Here is an 18288-nt window from a genome sequence, read left to right on the forward strand (position 1 = left end):
CCTTCCTGTTTACCTTTGCCGGCTCGCTGGCGCTGCTGCTGGGGATTATCGGCCTGTATCTCTCGCTGGAGACGCCCAGCTTTGATATGCGCCTGATTATCCAGCAGCAGCCGCTGGCCGGCGGCGGGCTCTATGCGGGGCTTGTGTTTTTTGGCCTGATGCTGGGGCTTGCGATAAAGACGCCGCTGGTACCGCTGCATACCTGGCTGCCCCAGGCCCACGTGGACGCACCGGGGCCGGCCTCGGCGATTCTGGCCGGCGTGCTGCTGAAGATGGGCACCTACGGCATGATTCGCCTGCCGCTGGCGATGCTGCCGGAGACGTTTGCCCGCCATGCGTTAGTCGTCGGGGCGATCGCGCTGGTGGCGATTATTTACGGGGCGCTGGTGGCGCTGGGTCAGGGGAATCTCAAGCGGCGTATTGCCTATACCTCCATCAACCACATGGGCTATACGGTGCTGGGCATCGCCATTGCCGCTAGCGTCAGCGATAACCTGGCGGCCAGGCAGCTGGCGCTTACCGGGGCGACGGTGGAAATGGTCGCCCACGGGCTGATTACCGGCGCGCTGTTTCTGATCTGCGGCAGCTTCTGGTACCGCACCGGCAGCTACGACCTGAACGGTTACGGCGGCCTGGCGTCCAGAGCGCCCAGGCTTGCCGGGCTGACCGTACTGCTGGCGTTTGCCAGCCTGGGCATGCCGGGGCTGGCGGGCTTTGTCGCGGAGTTTCAGATTTTTGCCGGCACCTTTGCCGTCTACCCGTGGCTTGCGGTGCTGGCGGTGGTGGGGATTCTGGTCACCGCCGCGCTGTTTCTGGATATGCTGCGCCGGCTGTTTTTCGGCAAGCTGCCGGATGCGTTAATCGAGTTCAAGGACCTCAACCGCGCGGAGCTTACGGTGCTCAGCGTGCTGGGCCTGGGAGTGGTGATTGTCGGGGTGTATCCCGGTTTTCTCCTGCAGGTGATCGATAACGCCGGCGTGCTGCTGATCGGAGGTCGCTGATGCCCCTGGGTCATTTGCTCCCCGAAATCACGCTGCTGCTGGGCGCAGTGGCGATTGTGCTGCTGGCCGCGTTTGTTCCGCGTAAGCGTCAGGCGTGGGCCGCCGCGGTGGCGCTTATCACGCTGCTGGCGGCGGGTGCCGGGACATTCGCCCAGTGGCAGGCGCCTGCGGGGCCGGTGTTTTCCGGCGTCTGGGTCATAGATGACATGGCCGTTGCCGCCAAGCTGTTGATGCTTCTCAGCGCCGCGGTGGCGGTCGCGCTGTCCCCGGACTGGATGCGCAGCGATCCGCGCCACGGCGAGTATTACGCGCTGTGCCTGTTTTCGCTGCTGGGCGCGATCATGATGGCGTCCGCCCACGACGCCATGGAGCTGGTGGTCGGGGTGCTGCTGTCTTCCGCCGCCGGCTATCCGCTGGCGGCCTACCATCGCGGCTTCACCCCGGCGCTGGAAGCGGCGATGAAGTACTTTCTTATCGGCGCGCTGGCCAATGCGCTACTGACCATTGGCGTGGTGATTGTATTCGGCCTGGTGGGCGATACCGACTACGCCCGGGCCGCCGAGGTCTTTCACGCCGGCACCGACACCCTCGCGCTCAGCATTGCGGTGGTCTGCATCATCACGGGGTTAACCTACAAGCTCGGGGCGGCCCCGGCCCACGCCTGGATGCCCGATGTGGCCCAGGCGGCCCCGGCGCCGGTGGCGGCGTTTTTGACCGTGATTCCCAAGATCGGCGCGGCGGTGGCGCTGGCCCGCTTTGTCACGCTGTTGCCTGACACCCTGATGTGGCCCGGGGTGATTGCGCTGATTTCCGTCGCTACCATGACGCTGGGTAACCTGGCAGCCCTTGCCCAGACGGACGTAAGGCGGCTTTTGGGCTGGTCGAGCGTGTCCCAGTCCGGCTATATGCTGATGGCCATTGTGGTGATTCAAAGCGGCGTGGGGGGCCAGGCGGCCTTGCTGGCGTTCCTCGCGGCCTATGCGCTGGCCAACCTGCTGGCGTTTGCCGTGGTCACCTACCTGCGGGGGCGCACGGCCATCGAGGACTACCACGGCCTGGCCTACCGTCGGCCGCTGGTCACCGCCGCGCTGGCGGTGGCGCTGCTGTCGCTGGTGGGCATTCCGCCGCTGGTGGGCTTTTTCGGCAAGTTTTTGCTGTTCGAGGTGACCATCGCGGCGGGGTATACCTGGCTTGCCGCAGCGGCGGCCCTGAACACGCTGGTGTCTTTGTACTACTACCTGCGCGTGATCGCCGTGACCGTGTTCAAGGAGCCCCGGGGCGAGGTGCACGTGCTGGGCCGCGGGTCCGGGGCGGTGCTTTATCTCACCCTGGCGGTTTTGCTCGGGGCAAGCCTGGGCTTTGAGTGGGTGCTGGGAGTGCTGTCACCCTAATGGCAGCTCCAGGGCTCCGTGGCGGCGTTGTCCTTGATGTTTTGATCCACAAAGCGGTAGTGGTTTGCCCGGGTGCGGTTCCACCACCCGCGGCTGACGTGCATGTCGTGCTTGGCAAGTATTTCCTCGACGCGCTCAATACCGATGCGCGAGGCATCGTAGGCCAGGCGCAGCGTTTGTCGGCGGCGGTTAAACGACACGCCGTCCAGGCCGTATAGCCGGTCGATGTCTGCGATGGCCTTTTGCACGTCGGGAAAACGACCGGGCGTGAGCCGTAGCTTCCGCGTGACCAGCGTTGCCTCGTTGACGCCGAGACGGTGTTTGCGAGACATGAGTGCCTCCTGTCGTTTTGTGCCGGTAGTGTCTGGCCGTCACGATTCGAGATCGCGGCGGCGCGCCTCGTACTCCTGCCTGTCGATTTCACCCCGGGCATAGCGCTGCTCCAGCAGCTCAAGGGCAGAGGACGATGGCCGGGAAGCCGTATGGCGGCGGCGTGACGTCAGCCCGCGCACAAGAAAAATCACCAGCGTAATAACACCGCCCCAGAACAGCACCATCATGGCGCCGCCCAGGAGCATGTGCCCCCAGCTATGGCCTCCCATATGCGTCATCATGTTGCCCCACATGGCGTTACCTCCTCGATATCGGCTGTATGGCGATGGATTCCGGCTCAAGGGTAAAATCCATGGGCGGCCCACGGGTCAAGGTGAAATGGGGCTGAACATGAAGGCGGGAGGTGCTACGCAAAATGACGCCGTTAAAGGTGTCACAGAATGATAAACGATTTTTACGGCATTTTTTGACCTTGAGGCAGCGAGCGCTGTGTCGTCATTGGCATGACGCGCCATTTCACGGCGCTGGTCACAGGCCATCGTTGCGCGCGCCGCCAGGGGCATGTGGTTTAACGCAATCGTGAAGCTATCGTCGACGCGTTTGGTAAAATTGGCCGATTCCCTGCGCTTTGTGGCTCAGCCTCGTGGACGGGGGAATCGGGCACGCGACTGCAGAGCTGAGAGGGAAGTCATACAAGGCTGGCCGTTAGCAACGCTGTCGATATCAAAGTGGTCGGCAAATGTTCCACAGCTGGGCTGACTCATCCGCCATGGTGGCGATCAGTGCGTCAAAGCGTTCGGGGTCCGATAAAACGGCCAGCATGTCGGCGTTGGGTGTCCGAAACGTCATGGGCTGTTGGCCATAGCGGTAGCTGGGCCAGTAGACATTGCGGCTGCCGGCATGGCCATGCTCGTCCAGCTGCTTGCAAATGGCATGATAGCTTTTGGGGTCGCTGTCCTTGCAGCAGTAGACGCCCCAGTAAATCGCGTCCTCTATCTCGATACCGATGCACGCTTCCTCGCCGTAGCCCGGTATGCGGTAGTAAAGGCCGAAGTATTTGCTGTCGCGGCGTCTTTCGGCGTAGTCGCGGCAATAACCGTCCAGCGCTGTATTTTTCCAGGAATCTGCGTGAAGCTGCTCGGCCATGGCCGGATGCTGCTGCTCAATCCGTGTTTTCAGGTGCCGCCAGAGTCGGGCATGCAGGTTGACCAACGCTTCATCGTAAGCCAGGCGAATATCGTGGGCGCTTTGAAGGTTATCGCCCTGAAGCAGCGTCTCTGTCAGGGCCGTCAGGTGATCGTTGTTCATGTCGTGTCCGGTTAGTTGCAAAATGAGCTGGCAATACTGAGCGAGGCTTTCGCGCAGCGGCGGATCAAGGGCGGCACGGCCCAGTAGATTGTTCAGCCAGGGAACCATGTCGGCGTAGTAGCCAAGCGCGGTGTAGCTTGCGTAGGAACGCTCACGAAGATCGCCAAGGCTATTTGCGCTGGGATCGCCGCCGTCAAGGCTCAAGTAGCAGGCGTGAATTTCCTGGTAGCCGCTTGTTTGTAGCTGCTGGTGGTAGCGCACCAGCTGTTCGGGCTGGTCGCCAGCGTTGATTTTATTTTCGATGAAGAGTGCCTGGCGGCGGGTGTTGGTCACCAGAATATCGATGTTCCAGCGCTCGCATTCCACCCTGACTCCTTCCAGCGAAAAGTCGCTGATACCGCAGTGGCTGAGCAGCTCCTGCAATGGGGCATGGCCCAAATCATGCGCCTGTGGATCAAGCATGGCGGCGATAAAGCGCGAGTGCAGGCGAACTTCATCGCTTGCGCCTCGCAGTGTGGTAAACAGATTGAAATCCGGCCGGCGTGCATAGCGCTGGCGTAGAAGAGACGCCAGGTGCAGCAAAGTGGTGTGAGATGACACGGAGCTTTCCTTGTTAATCGGCATACTGTGCCAGCACCTGCTCGGCGGTGGCTTTCAGCTGTTCGCGCCAGGCAGCGGGTTCGAGCACCTTGACGTTGGCCCCCATACCCATCAGCCACCATAGAGTCTGCTGGTCGTCGGGCACGCGGGCGGTCAGCCGCTGCCAGTCGGTGTTGGGCAGTGGCTTGATGCTTTGCTCTTCGGCCAGCGGCGTTTCCTGCAGCAGCCAGGCGACCGGCCGGGCAATATCGGCCTGAAGGATGACCTCTTGCTCCCCTTGCCGGTAGCCAAATGCGCCGCCTTGAATATAGCCGTCAATATCAAACTGCGGCTGGGCGTTCCACGACGTGTCGCTCAGGGCCGCGTGCTTGATGCGGTGCAGGGCAAACTGACGGATATCCGCGTAGTCGTTCACCGTGGCCAGCAGGTAGGTCACGCTGTGGCGGCTGACCAGCCCTTGCGGGTGCAGGGTGAGCGCCTTTTGGCTTTCGCTTGAGCGCGAGAGGTAGGTGACGTCGATGGCCTTTTGCGTCAGCAGCGCCTCGGTCACGATTTGCCAGACGGCCTCGTCAAGCTCCGCCGGGATCAGCGCCTTGCCGTTGGGAATGGCGCGTACCTTCTGTGCCCAGCGGCTCAGCCCGTTGGACGGCAGCTCATCCAGAAGCCGCCGGGCATCGGTAAACTGTGGAGCCAGCTGGCCGATCACCACCGGCGGCAGCAATCCCTTGAGGTATTCTTCCGCCAATACCAGCGTCAGTGCGCTGGGCACGTCCAGCGCCGGCAGGTGGCACTGAAACTCCCGGTCAAAGTACCAGCGGTAGGGCTTTTGGCTGTCGTCGCAGGTCAGTGGAAAATGCATTGACAGGCGATCGCGCAGGTCGCGCTGCAGCGAACGAGTGTCGATGTTGAAACCGCGCTCGGCCAGCTTTTCCTTCAGCACCGGCGTCGACGCCCGCCCCGGGTAGCGAGGAATCAGCTGCAGCAGTGTCAGGTAACGAAACAGGGTATCGCGAAGGTCTGACATGAAAGTCCCGGTATGCGTCAAAAAAGTGGGCCGCAGTATATCCCGCGATGCAATGCGCATCGACTGCCTGCCGGCGTTTAACGGTTGGCCTGACGCCAGTAGGCCAGCGACTGTTCGGAGACGACGCCCTGCGTGGTGCCCAGCCTGATAACTGCTTGTTGAAAGGAAGCAGCCAGCTCGGGCTGGTGGCACAGGTGCAGGCTGCGGATGATGCGTGAAATCCGCAGATGGTTGTGGCCGCCGCGCTTGAGCCAGATATGTTCTCGCATATTGAGCTCTGACCGTGCGTCGATGTGCTGCTCTCGGCGATAAAGCCCGAAAAAGGCCAGCATGACATCCAGTGAGCGTCGCTGGCGCTCGCGCAGCGTTGGGTCTTCGGCGAAGGCGCGGCGGTCGGCGGCGCTTAACAGCGGGGCGAACGTATTGAAGCGGCTGGCCTCGGGCAGCGGAAAAAGCCACTGCACGTAGTCGTGGGTGTGTTCCAGCCAGAACGGCGAAAGCGCCCAGATATCCTGGATCATGCGGCCCTGGTGATCGCCGGTCTCGCCGCGGTAAAAGGCGGTGACAGAAGAAAGTGCGTGTCCCATGCGGGCTCCTGCTCAGTGTGTGGAAAGCATTGGCCGGCGTTATGCTCGAGCAAGCCAGGCTTGAAGCTTAGCCATGGCAGCAGGTGAGGGGCTTGCGTTAGCCGTGCCGCTGGCTTCGCTGAGCGCCCAGCCGCTGCCCTGGGGGCGTAGCGCCACGGTGACCGGCTCAGGGGCGCGCAGATGATAAATCGCCACCTGTTCCGCGGCCACGGCAGCGTGATAGGCCCCCACACAGTGCTGCATGGTTTGGCCTTCCTGCAGCAGTTCGTGCCAGCTGCGGATGGGGGTAATGTCCTCACTGCCTGCCAGCGGCGGAGCCGGGTAATGGCCGTATTGCTGCAGCAGCGTAATAGGGTGTGGCGCTTGCGCCATACCGCGGTGGGGCCTGTTAAAGCGGGCGACCAGCCGGTTGTGAAGACGATTCAGCGCGGCCAGCGAATCAATGCGCCGGGGCCTCGGGTCGTTCGGGCCGAGCATTCGCTCCACGTCGTGAAGGGTCTGCGTCAGCCGTGTGGTGCTGCCCGCGGGCGGACGCTGGCCGTCAGCGTGATAGGCCAGCAGCTCATCCAGCATGGCAGGCAGGCCCGGCCAGCGAGCGACGTCGAGATCGGCCAGAAACAGCAGGTGGTCAACGCGCAGGGAGGGATAGTGGCGCAGCGCGGCCAGTTTGCCGTTATGGCTTAAGGTGCGTTGTATAGCCGGCAGCTCGCCGCGGGTCAACGGGCGCAGCCGGCAGCGTCTGACAAGCCGGGCGCAGGATTTGGTGCCACGAAGCCCGGCCGTGCGGCACAGATCGGGCTGCTTTTGCGCCAACTGCTGCGCCATCCTCTCCGGCGTCCAGCCTTCCCGGGTGCCGAGTTCGACCAGCAAAATCAGCAGCAGCGGCGAGCTTTCCGCCAGTTCCCGCGCGGCGCCAAGCCGGCCGCACGCCTGAGCCAGCTCGATGCCCAAAAAAGGCGCCCAGTCCATCACGGCGCGCACGGCGGCCGGTACGCCGGCCAGCAGCTCATCGCCCTGCAGCGTCTGTAGCATCTCCCACGCTATGCCGGGCGAAGACAAAAAGTCACCCCGGGCCAGCGGTTCGCCGTCGTGCAGGCTGTGCCAGGCAAAAGGCGTTTTTGAGCGCCAGGCGGCGACGTGCAGCGTGAGCGGGTAGCCCACGGCCCGGGAAACATCCAGCGTTTGCATGCGCGGCGTTTGCCGCTGGCGCTTGGGAACCGTGCGCCGCTGAGTCAGCCATGCCGGGACCAGCCTTGTTATCGTCAGCATTGTGGTTGTCGGCCTCGCCCCGTTCCCCGTGGAGTTAACAGCGTCGCGCGCTGCGGCACCCCTTAGGCTATCACCGAGGTGCGGCATTGTGTGTCGCATTTTGCTAGCGCGACGCGCAAAAGCCAGCCACTGCAGATGGCAGGGTGGCTGTTTCCCGAGCAAGCAAGTGCGCTCGGCGCTGCCACAGGGTCGCCAGTGCCGGCGAGGTATGTTGGGCAGTTTGATAAGCCCACAGCGCTGCTGGATGTATATCTTGAGCAATCTCGGTGTGCGGCGCCGGATGATTGGCCAGCCAGTGATAGACCTGGTAGGCGCTTTGGCCATAGCAGATGGGAAACAGCACTGCGCTTAACGGCAGTTCAACGTCAAGCGCCAGCAGCAGGGCGTTGATCTCATGATCGCAGGCCAGGTGCCAGCAGTGGGGACTATTCACCAGCGGCGCGGTTAGGTGCCCGGCCAGGCAGTGCCAAAGCAGATGCATCTGCAGAAATTGACGCGCTTTGTCGGTTAGCGTGGCGCTATGGGCAGGGCAAAAGAACAGACGGCGTCCGTCTGTGCTTGCGGTAAAGTTCTGAATGCCTTCCAGCGGCGTAAGCGTCAGGCACTCGGCAAGCTTTGTTATGACTGGAAAACACTCGTGCCAATGCGTGCGATCCTCGCGCCATTTGGATAGTTCCTGTTGGGCCCGTTCCGATAGAGATGATTCAGCAGTAGAGGACTTTTGCGGCGAAGAAACGATATGAGCCATAGAACGGCAGCCTCCAGAAGTGTGGATGGCTACATTATGCGGGGCTGATGCGACACAGCATGTCGTAAGGCGAGGCGGGTGCTTGGCTGGCGTAGCGATCTTTGCACTGAATATTCCAGATTCAGGGTGGCAGTCACAACCCGTAGGAAATCGCACGGACCTTTTGTGCCCAGCAGCTCAGCCCATTACTGGCAAGCTCATCCAACAGCCGCCGCGCATCGGCAAAATGCGGTGGCGACTATCGATCGCCACATGCACAAGAACAAGTTTGGGGCGATGATTCGAGGGCGTGTGTGTAAGATGTAACGAATGCATAGTAATGAGCAAGTTACACTCAGCGCCTATGCTCGCCCACTCTAAGGATAACAAGATGAAGTCATCACCCAACAATCGAATAAACGCCATTATTGATGCTCTGCTGGCAGCTCATGACGATGCGCAAAACCTGTCGCTTTCTTCTCTGAATCGTATGCCCGAATTTTTTATGGCCGTTCGGGTGGCCGATTATTTTGCCGAGCACTTCATCAATTTTGGTTACCGCCTTGAGTCATCGGTAAAGCGCACTCTGGAAGCTTCCGAAATGCGCGCTGATGATATTGAGGAGCTGCTGCAAGATCCCGACTTGCGTTCTGACGGGCGTTTTGACCTGGTGCTTCATACCGGCAAAAAAGGGAGAACGGCGCATATTATTGAATTCAAGCGCGGCGATGCCATGCGCGGCTTGATCACCGATATCAGGCGTTTGGCCAAGGTCTCGGCTCAGGCCGAGCGTCATAGCCTCAAGACCAACTACCTGGTGTTAACGCGCCGCTGCCCAGCCGAAAAAGATACGACAGACCGCTTGCTTGAGCGCCTGAACACTGCGCTTGAGGCGGACGGTTTGGGGGATACGGATATCAACCTGGTTTACTCGCAGCCGCTGGGGCCATCACTCGATAGTAACCATGAACTCGTAGCCGGCCGTGCCTTTCAAATTGTCGTCCTTGAAATCAAGGGATAAGCGGTCAAAAGCTAATTTGCATTAGCCCATGCCAATACGCCACCGACTCGGCCGATACGCAGCCGTAACGGGTGCCCAGCCTTATTACCGCCTGTTGTAGCGCCGTTGCTAACGTCGGCTGAGTGATCGCGTTGTCTTCCCCGCGAGTCAGGCCCAAAAACTCAAGCATGACGTTAACCGAGCGACGCTGGCTGCCTTGCCCCTGGTAAAAGGGGATGAGTCGAGCGTTTTCGTTGCGCATTCAGCGGGCCTTTATTGTTGCTTTTACCTGTCGTGCTACCCCTCTATGCGACGCATTATGTCGCACGCGTTCGATACACTGACTGGGTAAGCGCTTGAGGCAACCCAAGTGGAAAGGGTATCAGTAACGGGAGGCGGTATAGACACTTTGACTCTGGACAGCAGCGGTGGGGCAGCACTGGTTGGCGCGGTCGGCAATGCCGACGGCGGGCGACGGCTGATGCTTGATAATCCGCATCTGCGGGCGCTGGACATACACGGTGACCGGCAGCTGGAGGCGATTGACCTCAGCGGCTGCTCTGCCGATGCTTGCCTGCATTTGCAGCTCAGCGAGCTGCCGTTACTGCGCCGCGTCTACCTGCCGGCCGGGGGCGAAGGCGCTGTGGTGCATCTGTTTGCGTTAACGCTGCCGCCGACGCTTGTGATTCACGGCGCCGTGACCGAGATTGACGCCGATTGGCAGGCCGGCACGTTCAGCGTGCGTGCCGGCAAAGACGCTGGCGTTTGGCGCGGCGTGCGGCTGCTGGGGCAGGACGCGCTGCCTGATGATCTGGCGCCCGGCGCGGAGGCTGAAGGTGACTTGGCCGTCGTTATGAACCCGGCCGTGCTGCCCGGTGGGCTGACGCTTTCAGGTCAAACGGAGTGGCTGATCGCCCATGCCGAGCGAGTGACGCAGTGCACGGTGGAAGGCTCCCCTCGGGTGCGGCTGGACAACGCCACCCGGCTGGAAGCGCTGGTGCTGAATGGCCACGGTACGGTAGAGGTGCGCCGCGCCGGAATGCTGGCACAGGCCGGGGCGGTTCCCGCCGAGACGGCGCAAGCGGCAGAAGACGAACATGAAAATGCCGGCGGCCGGCTGGTACTGCATGGCAACACGCCGGTGCTTGCGCTTGCCGGACGCTGGGGCAGCGTGCAGCTGCATGCGCCGGCACTTGCGCGATTGACGCTTGAGCAGGCACAGCGGCTGTCGCTGTATCACTGCCGCGATCTTGAAGAGGTGTCGCTGCCGGATGATCAGGAGGTGGACTGCTACGGCAGCGTGCCGGCGCCGCTGCTGGACCGCGCGCGCTTTGTCATCGACGAGGCCACGCTCAGCCAAACCCTGACCCGTGTGGAAGACGGCGAAGAGGATCTGCTGGAGGGGCTGCTGGAAGTCATGGCCCGCAGCGAAACGCCCCACGCGGTGTTTCACAGCTTAACCTCGCTGCGTCGGCTGGCCGAAAAGGGCGTTGACCCGGCGCGCCTCTGGGAGTGCCGCCGCACCCTGAGCGCCCGCCAGTGCCGCAGCTCGCGCAAGCGTCGCCAGCCGGCGCTGTCATTAGCGCACTACCAGCACGCCGATGCCCGTTGGCACTGGAAACTCCCCGACGACCGGCAGGATGAAGGCCAGCGTGACGATCTGCAGCTGTGGGCGCTATGCGTGCCCCACAGCGAGGATGCCCGCCGCTACGGCGTCACCCTGCGCAAAGCGGTGTACGCCAAAAAGGGCTATTTGGATCAGGAGAAACTGGTGCAGGTGCTGCGCCTGGCCACCGCTGAAGCGGCGCGACCGGCGATTGCCGGGCTGGCGCTTGAGATACTGACAAAGCTATACGGCAAGGACACTTGGCCGGAGGTCAATCTGAAGCGTGAGCATGACGGCATCGCCGGCTATCTGCCGCGGCTGCTGAACGTGCCGGATATCAGCGCGGCCCAGCGTCAGGCCGTGCTTTGCGCCACGCTGGAAATGACCACAGGTGAGGATTTGGCCCAGCGCGCCGGGCAGCTGCTGCGCCTGGCACCGGGGCAAACCCGTGCGCTGCTGATGACGCTTTCCCGTCAGCCGGACGCGTGGCTACAGCGCTACCTGACGGAAGAAGATGGGGAGCTGGTGCTGCCCCTGTTCTTCTCTCGGCGGGTGAACCCGGAGACGGTCAAACGAATTCAGGGAGTCCGCCAGACGCTGGTGCAGCTGGCGCTGATGCCGCCGCCCGCGGAACACGCCTCCCACGCTTGAGCCAACCGCTAACCGCAATGCCTGTCAGGAGAACTGCCCATGTACGCCACGCCGGATAACGCCCAGACGCTTTTGACCCACCAGCTGCGCCAGCTTCACGAACATCCCGAGCTTGCCGCCGAACTGCCGCCGGTGATGCTCTGGGGCGCGCCCGGGGTGGGCAAGAGCGCGATTGTGCGGGAGGTCGCCGAGGGCGAAGGCGTCGGCTTTATCGACATTCGCTTGGCCCAGCGTGAGCCGGTGGATCTGCGCGGCCTGCCGGTGCCGGACCGCGAGCGCGGCGTGGTGGACTGGCTGCTGGCCGGCGAATGGCCCCGGGACCCAAAGAGCCGCGGCATACTGCTGTTTGACGAGCTGACCGCCGCCGATCGCAGCCTGCAGGTGGCCGCCTACGAGCTGATTCTGGATCGCCGGCTGGGAGATCTGTACCGCCTGCCGCCGGGCTGGCTGGTGGTGGCGGCGGGCAACCGCCAGACCGACCGCGCCGTGGCGCAGACGTTTTCCAGCGCGCTGGCCAACCGCTTTTGCCATCTTAACCTGGCGCCGGATCTGGACGTATGGGTGCGCTGGGCACGCGGCCAGGGGCTGCACCCGGACGTGATTGCCTTTTTGCGCTTTCGCCCCGAGTGCTTTTTCGACATGGAAGGCGCGGTCGAACAGGGCTGGCCCAGCCCGCGCAGCTGGGCGCGGGTGGCCCAGTCGCTGACTTACGGCTCGCAGCTGCCCGACGAGGTACAGGCGCTTACCGTTCACGGGCTGGTCGGCGAGGGCGCCGGCACCGAGTTTCTGGCGTTTCGCCAGTGGGCGCAAAAGCTGCCGGATATTCCGGCCATGCTCGCAGGTCAGGCGCCCATTGTTATCCCCGAGCGCGCCGACCAGCGCTACGCCTTCTGCGCGGGGCTGGCCCATACGCTATGGCAAGGCGTGGATGACGTGGTAACGGACAGTGCCGCGACGCAAAAGCGGCTGGGGCGCTTTTTTGCCATCAGCCGCGAGCTTACCGCCGACTTTGCCACGCTCTGCCTGCTGGATGCGCTGCAGGGGCCGGACGAAGCCGCCACCCAGCGGCGGACGCTGGCGCTTTTGAGCCACCCGGACTTTACCGCCTGGAGCGAGCAGCACGGCGAGGTGTTCTATCAGCACTTCAGCGCCCGGATGGGGGCCGTCGGCGAGGACGCCACGTCGCCCGAGCATCAAGAAGCACAGGCGCAGGAGGACGGGCTGAATGGCTAAGCGCGCGCCCAACGCCGACGAGCAGCAGCTAAAGTGCCGCGTGCAGCAGACCTGCGAAAAGGATCGCGCCTGGCTGATGACGCGCCAGCCGTTTACCGCGCGGCTGATGATGCAGCTGAACCTGATCGCGGTGGTCGACGACCGCCTGCCCACTGCGGGCACCGACGGCGAGGCGGTATTCGTCAACGCCGCGTTTATGGCCGCGCGCAGCGACGCCGACCGGCGCTTTGTGCTGGCGCACGAAGTCTGGCACTGCGCGCTGGGGCATCACCGGCGCGAGCTTGGCCGCGAGGCCGAGCGCTGGAACCACGCCTGCGACTACGAAATCAACGCGCTGCTTAGCAGCCTGCTGGGCCACTGCCCGGACGATGCGCTGTATCACGCCGGCTTTGCTGGCCAATCCGCCGAGCAGATCTATGCGCGGCTGAGCACAGGCTCGCGGCCGCTCCGCGGTCAAACGCTGGACGTGCACGATGTTGGCGGGTTGCTGGGCAACGAGGGCGAGGTCAACGACCCCGATTTTACCCCGCGCCCGGTGAGTGCTGATAACGCTCGGCGCTGGCAGCAGCGGCTGGTGGCCACCGCCCAGCAGGTAGAGCGCCAGGACGGAAAAGGCAGCCTGCCGGCCCATATTCGCACCCTGGTGGAGGGCCTGCGCCGGCCGGAAGTGCCCTGGCAGCAGGTGCTGGCCGCGTTTATACAAAATACGCTGGGCGGCAATCGCCGGTGGCTACCGCCGTCGCGCCGGCACGTATACCAGGGCCTGTACCTGCCCAGCCTGCGCAGCCAAACGCTCTCGCTTGCGGTTGCGCTGGACACCAGCGGCAGCTGCCAGCGCGATTTGCCACACTTTTTAAGCGAGCTGGCGGGGATTCTAGGCGCCTGCGACCGCGTACAGCTTGACGTGCTGGAGTTCGACACTCGGGTGGCCCGGCGCACCACGCTGGATGAAAGCGAGCTGTACCGGCTGAACCAGTGGGAATGCCACGGCGGCGGCGGCAGCGATATCCGCCCGGTGTTTACCGCGCTGGAAGCCACGCCGCCGGACGTGCTGGTGGCCTTTACCGACGGCCATATAGACGTGCCGCAAAACGCCCCCGGCTATCCGGTGCTGTGGTGTTTGACCCAAACAGGGCAAAAGCCTACAGCATGGGGCGGTATGGTCGGCCTCGCTGAATCTTGCGTTGATTGATATGCCGGTATGCTAACTTAGGAATGCCCGAGATGGATCATCTGCAGCGCGACATCATGCAGTGCCCCTGCGTGGCTGTTTACGGCACGCTCCAGCGCGGCGATCCCAATGATCACAGACTTCACGGCGCTACATTGTGGGGCAGGATCAGCCTTACTGATATCGCCTTATGCGAGCTGTTTGTTCGCGGCAGCATAACCCTTGATAGAAAAAAGCCAGGGACAGTCGGCCGGTCTCCTCGCATGATGGTAGCCTGTGTCGACAAAAGGCATGTGCAGTAGCCAAACGCCATCCTGAACAGCATGTGACGCCTTTGCCAAGCAAAATGGGTATGGGCTGTCACACCGGTGTCACAGAAGAATTTAGACAGGCAGACAACAAAAAAGGCAGACCAGTAAGTTACTGATCTGCCTCTCGAAATATTGGTAGCGGGGACCGGATTTGAACCGATGACCTTCGGGTTATGAGCCCGACGAGCTACCAGACTGCTCCACCCCGCATCAACGTGGGGCGTATACTACCAATTTTTTCGCCAGTGTCAAACCTTTTTGTGGGCGCTGGCCGGCTCGTTGCCCTGCCCGCCGGAAATCTGGCGTACCAGCGCGTCAAGATCGCCCACGCTTGCGTTCCAGGTTGCCCGCGGCATGGGGCCCAGCGCGAGCAGCTCAGCGAGGATGTCGCGCAGTTCGTCGGCGGTGCTGCGCGTCTGGCCGAGGCCGCGCTTCAGCCGCTCTACCTGTATGGCCAGGCGCAGCGGCTCGTCGCTTTGGCGTACCTGGCCGGTGGCCAGCAGTGACAGGTGCACGCGCAGACGGGCGAGGCGCTGGCCGCTTTGGGTGGCCGCGTCGAGCGCGTCGGCCCGGCGGCGGCTGGCGTTACGCTGATGATGGGCATCAATGAACGGCGCCTGCAGCGGTGCGTCAAGGACTTGCTGTGCGTCCACGTCTGCGGCGGGTGCGCCGTCCAGCATGGCCTGATCGGCGTCCAGATGGGCGTTGAGCAGCGCAAGGCTTTGCTGCCAGTGCGATATCACGGTATCGGCTGCCAGCTGGTCAAGCCGCTCGCGCCGGGCGCGCACAATGCCGTTGAGGCGTTTGCGCATGCCTTGGCTGCGCCGGCCCCGGGGCAGAGGTTCAAGGCTTTCTGCCTGCTGCACAAAGTCGTCCAGCGTCGATGCGTCCGCGGCGCTTTGCGGCTGCCAGGCGTCCATGCGTTCAAGCAGTGCCTGCATGGCGTCAAGGCGTTGCTGCTGGCGTTCGGCGCGTTCGCTTTGCTGCGCCTCGCGCGCGGCAAAAAGGCGTTCGCTGGCTTGGCGAAAGGCGCGCCACAGGGCTTTTTCTTCGCCTTTGGGCGCGCGGCCCAGCCGGCGCCACTGCTGCTGTAGCTTTTTGGCCTGGGCGATGCGCCGGTCAAGCGGCTCGCGGCCTTGTTCCAGCGCCTGGGCCTGGGTAACCAGCGTTCGCTTCTGTGCGGCGATGTCCTGGGCGCGCTGATCAATCAAGGCCTGCAAGCGGTGGCGGGCGCGGCCAAAGCGGCGTCCTACGGCTTCGGCCTGCTGGCGAGGCACCGGCGAGTAGTGCTGCCATTGCTGGCGCGAACGGTCGCGAATCTGGCGCAGGGCGTCGGGGTCGGCATCGTCGGCGGGCTGTTCCAACAGCATTTCCAGCTGTTCGCACAGGGCTTCGCGGGCCGCCAGGTTGGCGCGGCGCAGCTGTTGACGGCTTTCGCGCCAGGGTGCCAGCCGCCGGTGAATGCGGTCCGAGGCGGTGCGAAAACGACGCGCAAGCTCCCGGGTGGCAGCGGCGTCTCCCAGCGCTTTCCATTCCTTGACCAGCTGGCGGTGGCGGCGGTCCAGCGCGGTGTCGCTAAGCTCGGTGTCTTCGGCCAGAGTTTCGATGCCGGCGCACAGCTGCTCACGCTTGGGGCCGGCAACAAAGCCGCGCCAGTCGCGCAGTTCGGCAAGCTGCGCGCCAAGGCGCTTAAAGCGTGCCTTGAGCGTGTGGGCGTCGGGGCTGTGCGGCTGGGAAAGCTGAGGTTTTAGCTGCTGGTGCAGGCGGCTGGCCGCGCGGAACTCGCCGCGTTCCAGGTGCTGCTCCAGCGTATCGAGCGCTTGGTGCAGGCCGTCCGGGTCCGGGGCGGTATCGGCCGGCGGCGCTTCCCGGCTTTGCAGCCGGCGTTGCGCCTGATCGAGCAAAGGCGGTAGCGCCAGCTCGTCGGGCCACCGGCAGGCCTCGATCTGCTCGGCGAGGGCGCGGGTGTCGGCGCTGGCAAGGGCGGCCTGCAGCGCCTCGGCGGCGTCAAGATAGCGCTGCCAGGCGGCAGTGTAGCGTTCGTAGCGCTGCATGGCCTGCGCGTAGCGCTGGCGGGTGGCCTCTTCAGGCGGGTGCGTATCGGAAAGCGCCTGCCACTGCTGGCCGGCCAGCTGGCGCCCGGCGCGCAGGCTGGCGATGTCCTGGGCGCTGGGGGCTCGGCCGGTGCCGAGCTCGGCCAGGCCGTTTTCAAACGTTTCGAGCAGCGTCTGGCGCTCGTCTTCCGCTGCCAGGCGGTGAAGGCGGTGGCGTTCACGGGCATGTTCGGCGGCGGTGTGATCGTGCAGCGTTTTTTCGCAGCGGGTGACGGCATGCTGGTAGCGCGCCTCAAGGTCGCTATCCGGCGGGTGGCCAAGGGCTTCCCACTCGTTTTGCAAATGGTGCAGGCGCGCCGGATAAGACGGCTCCCACACCGAACGGGCAAGACGCTCCAGCTGTTCCAGCAGGGTGTGGCGGCGCTGCTGTTGGCTGTGAACCCATTGAGCATCGGCTTTCAGGCGACTAAGGTGCTCGCGTGCCTGCCGGGCGACGTGCCGGTCACGGCGCGATTCTTTGCTCAGCCGCTTGAGTCCCGCCTCGCTGGTCACGCGCTGCGCTGCCCGGTGGCGCACAGCGGCGATGCGGTTGTGGCAGGCCTGCTCGATCAGGTCGTTTTCGTCGTCCAGGCGGGCCAGGGCCGCCAGGCGCAGATCAAGATTGTCCCCTTCAAAGGCGACGCGGCGCAGCAGCTCGGCATCGTCAAGCGTTGCGAGCAGGCGCTGGCGCACGGGCAGCGCGCTGTGGCCGTCGCGGCCGCTCAGCCGCGCGATCAGCGCCTCTCGCCAGCGGCTGTCCTGGGGCTGCTCGTTGAAGGCGTGCGCCAGCCCTGCCAGATCATCGAGCAGGCACAGGGCGGCGAGGCGAATATCGGCCTGGCGGTCCTGGGCCAGCGCCTGCAGCCCGCGGCGATCCTCGGGCCGGGCGGGGTCGAGCTGCTCAAGCGCCCGGCGGCGAACGTCGGCACGCGCGTGCTGCCAGCGGGGAGCGAACAGGCGACGTAACAGTCCTTGCATGTCTTATCCTGCATAAAAAGGGCCGAACGTGAAAAAAAAGGGCGATCGGCCGTTGGTGGTTGCAGTTGCCCACGCTGTCGCTTAGCTTTGGCAAAAGCATGGTCGGCGTTGCGGGGAGTGTTATCCTGCTGCTCGGCGCACACCGGTGCGCCAGCCTATCTTACCGATCCAGACATGGAGTTTCGGCCATGAGCCTCAATGTGGATGATGCCGAAGAGGCCTTTACGTTTAAAGGCGGCATGCTGCCCATGACTGTAATGGAGCTGGGGTGTGCCGATCCGGAGCGCATTCGCCAGCAGCTGCAAAGCAAGCGTACCCAGTCGCCGGCGTTCTTTCAGCATACACCGGTCGTGCTGAGTGTGGAAAAGCTCGATGCGCCGCACCTGTCGCTGGAGCGCATCTGCGCGGCCTGTCGCGATCACAAACTGCTGCCGGTTGCCGTGCGTGGCGGTACAGATCCGGTGCGCCAGTCGGCCTGGGCGCTGGGGCTGGGCTGGTTTGCGCCGGCAGAAGAGCCGCTTGCTCGGCGCCTGACAAGCGTGGAAAAAGCGCCGCAAGCGCGTTCAAAGACGGCCCCGCCCGAGGCGGCCCCGGCAGAGCAGGCCCCGCCCGAGGCCGCAGCGGTCGTGGGCGCCCGCCTGTATCGCGGCACGGTGCGCTCCGGCCAGCAGGTGAGCGCCGCCGACGGCGACCTGGTCGTGGTAGGGGCGGTCAATGCCGGGGCAGAGGTGCTGGCCGCCGGCAATATTCACGTGTACGGCGCGCTGCGCGGGCGAGCGCTGGCGGGCATCCACGGTGATTGGGAAGCGGCGATTTTTTGTCGCGAACTCAAAGCCGAACTGCTGTCCGTGGCCGGCAACTACAAACGCCTGGAAGATATCGACTCGCGCCTTCTGAACGCACCTGCAGAGGTGCGTTTTCATCATCAGCAACTTGAGATCAAGCCTCTCGCATAGGCAGGCCCGGGCACAGCAGAGCCGTGCGCCACTTGCCGCGCCCCGTGCG

At 63.8% G+C, this 18288-nt stretch carries 16 protein-coding genes and 1 tRNA gene; 7 read left to right on the top strand and 10 right to left on the bottom strand.

The annotated features are described in order from the left end of the window. Positions 1–53 precede the first annotated feature (53 nt). Together ACZ415_RS07025 and ACZ415_RS07030 are read left to right on the top strand one after the other, a co-directional pair. Complete coding sequence (locus ACZ415_RS07025) at positions 54–1001, top strand: complex I subunit 4 family protein (RefSeq protein WP_464387779.1); 948 nt, start codon at positions 54–56, stop codon at positions 999–1001. Then, positions 1001–2392, top strand: a complete 1392-nt coding sequence (locus ACZ415_RS07030) for an NADH-quinone oxidoreductase subunit N (RefSeq protein WP_344705149.1) — start codon at positions 1001–1003, stop codon at positions 2390–2392. The genes ACZ415_RS07025 and ACZ415_RS07030 overlap by 1 nt, the downstream gene beginning before the upstream one ends. Here the strand turns inward: ACZ415_RS07030 and ACZ415_RS07035 are convergent. From ACZ415_RS07035 to ACZ415_RS07065, 7 genes are all read right to left on the bottom strand, one after another. Next, complete coding sequence (locus ACZ415_RS07035) at positions 2389–2724, bottom strand: cation transporter (RefSeq protein ID WP_344705148.1); 336 nt, start codon at positions 2722–2724, stop codon at positions 2389–2391. The two genes, ACZ415_RS07030 and ACZ415_RS07035, sit on opposite strands and share 4 nt — an antisense overlap. 39 nt (positions 2725–2763) lie before the next feature. Continuing rightward, positions 2764–3018, bottom strand: a complete 255-nt coding sequence (locus ACZ415_RS07040; protein WP_464387714.1) for an SHOCT domain-containing protein — start codon at positions 3016–3018, stop codon at positions 2764–2766. Between the two features lie 430 nt (positions 3019–3448). Beyond that, positions 3449–4633: a PDDEXK-like family protein gene (locus ACZ415_RS07045; RefSeq protein ID WP_344705146.1), complete on the bottom strand. Its 1185-nt coding sequence runs from the start codon at positions 4631–4633 to the stop codon at positions 3449–3451. Between the two features lie 13 nt (positions 4634–4646). Further along, complete coding sequence (locus ACZ415_RS07050) at positions 4647–5657, bottom strand: helix-turn-helix transcriptional regulator (protein ID WP_344705145.1); 1011 nt, start codon at positions 5655–5657, stop codon at positions 4647–4649. A 77-nt stretch (positions 5658–5734) separates the two neighbouring features. Beyond that, positions 5735–6244 (bottom strand): opioid growth factor receptor-related protein, encoded by a 510-nt coding sequence (locus ACZ415_RS07055; protein WP_344705143.1) that lies wholly within the window; start codon positions 6242–6244, stop codon positions 5735–5737. Between the two features lie 39 nt (positions 6245–6283). After that, positions 6284–7513 carry a PcfJ domain-containing protein gene (locus ACZ415_RS07060; protein WP_344705142.1) on the bottom strand — a complete coding sequence of 410 codons (1230 nt, stop codon included), beginning with the start codon at positions 7511–7513 and terminating at the stop codon, positions 6284–6286. Positions 7514–7616: 103 nt separating this feature from the next. Then, complete coding sequence (locus ACZ415_RS07065; RefSeq protein ID WP_344705141.1) at positions 7617–8261, bottom strand: DUF2201 family putative metallopeptidase; 645 nt, start codon at positions 8259–8261, stop codon at positions 7617–7619. A 370-nt stretch (positions 8262–8631) separates the two neighbouring features. On the opposite strand from ACZ415_RS07065, the gene ACZ415_RS07070 reads away from it, so the two are divergent. Next, complete coding sequence (locus tag ACZ415_RS07070) at positions 8632–9261, top strand: hypothetical protein (protein WP_344705140.1); 630 nt, start codon at positions 8632–8634, stop codon at positions 9259–9261. Positions 9262–9265: 4 nt separating this feature from the next. On the opposite strand, the gene ACZ415_RS07075 is transcribed toward ACZ415_RS07070, so the two are convergent. Continuing rightward, a complete protein-coding gene (locus tag ACZ415_RS07075) occupies positions 9266–9502 on the bottom strand; it encodes a hypothetical protein (protein ID WP_344705139.1) in 237 nt (78 codons plus the stop codon). A 147-nt stretch (positions 9503–9649) separates the two neighbouring features. On the opposite strand from ACZ415_RS07075, the gene ACZ415_RS07080 reads away from it, so the two are divergent. From ACZ415_RS07080 to ACZ415_RS07090, 3 genes are read left to right on the top strand one after another with little or no spacing between them, the layout of a single operon-like run. Beyond that, positions 9650–11497 (top strand): hypothetical protein, encoded by a 1848-nt coding sequence (locus tag ACZ415_RS07080; protein ID WP_344705138.1) that lies wholly within the window; start codon positions 9650–9652, stop codon positions 11495–11497. A 39-nt stretch (positions 11498–11536) separates the two neighbouring features. Next, the gene (locus tag ACZ415_RS07085) at positions 11537–12730 is read left to right on the top strand and encodes an ATP-binding protein (RefSeq protein WP_344705137.1); all 1194 of its coding nucleotides are present in this window, start codon (positions 11537–11539) and stop codon (positions 12728–12730) included. Further along, positions 12723–13922 carry a vWA domain-containing protein gene (locus tag ACZ415_RS07090; RefSeq protein WP_344705136.1) on the top strand — a complete coding sequence of 400 codons (1200 nt, stop codon included), beginning with the start codon at positions 12723–12725 and terminating at the stop codon, positions 13920–13922. The genes ACZ415_RS07085 and ACZ415_RS07090 overlap by 8 nt, the downstream gene beginning before the upstream one ends. A gap of 423 nt (positions 13923–14345) precedes the next feature. Here the strand turns inward: ACZ415_RS07090 and ACZ415_RS07095 are convergent. Beyond that, positions 14346–14422, bottom strand: a tRNA-Met gene (locus tag ACZ415_RS07095). 38 nt (positions 14423–14460) lie between these two features. Beyond that, positions 14461–17283, bottom strand: coding sequence for a DUF349 domain-containing protein (locus ACZ415_RS07100; protein WP_344705135.1), 2823 nt, complete (start codon positions 17281–17283; stop codon positions 14461–14463). A gap of 188 nt (positions 17284–17471) precedes the next feature. Between ACZ415_RS07100 and minC the strand changes: the two genes are divergently transcribed. Next, positions 17472–18239 (top strand): septum site-determining protein MinC, encoded by a 768-nt coding sequence (minC, locus tag ACZ415_RS07105; RefSeq protein ID WP_344705134.1) that lies wholly within the window; start codon positions 17472–17474, stop codon positions 18237–18239. Positions 18240–18288: the final 49 nt, after the last annotated feature.

Source organism: Halomonas cibimaris, from assembly GCF_055379665.1.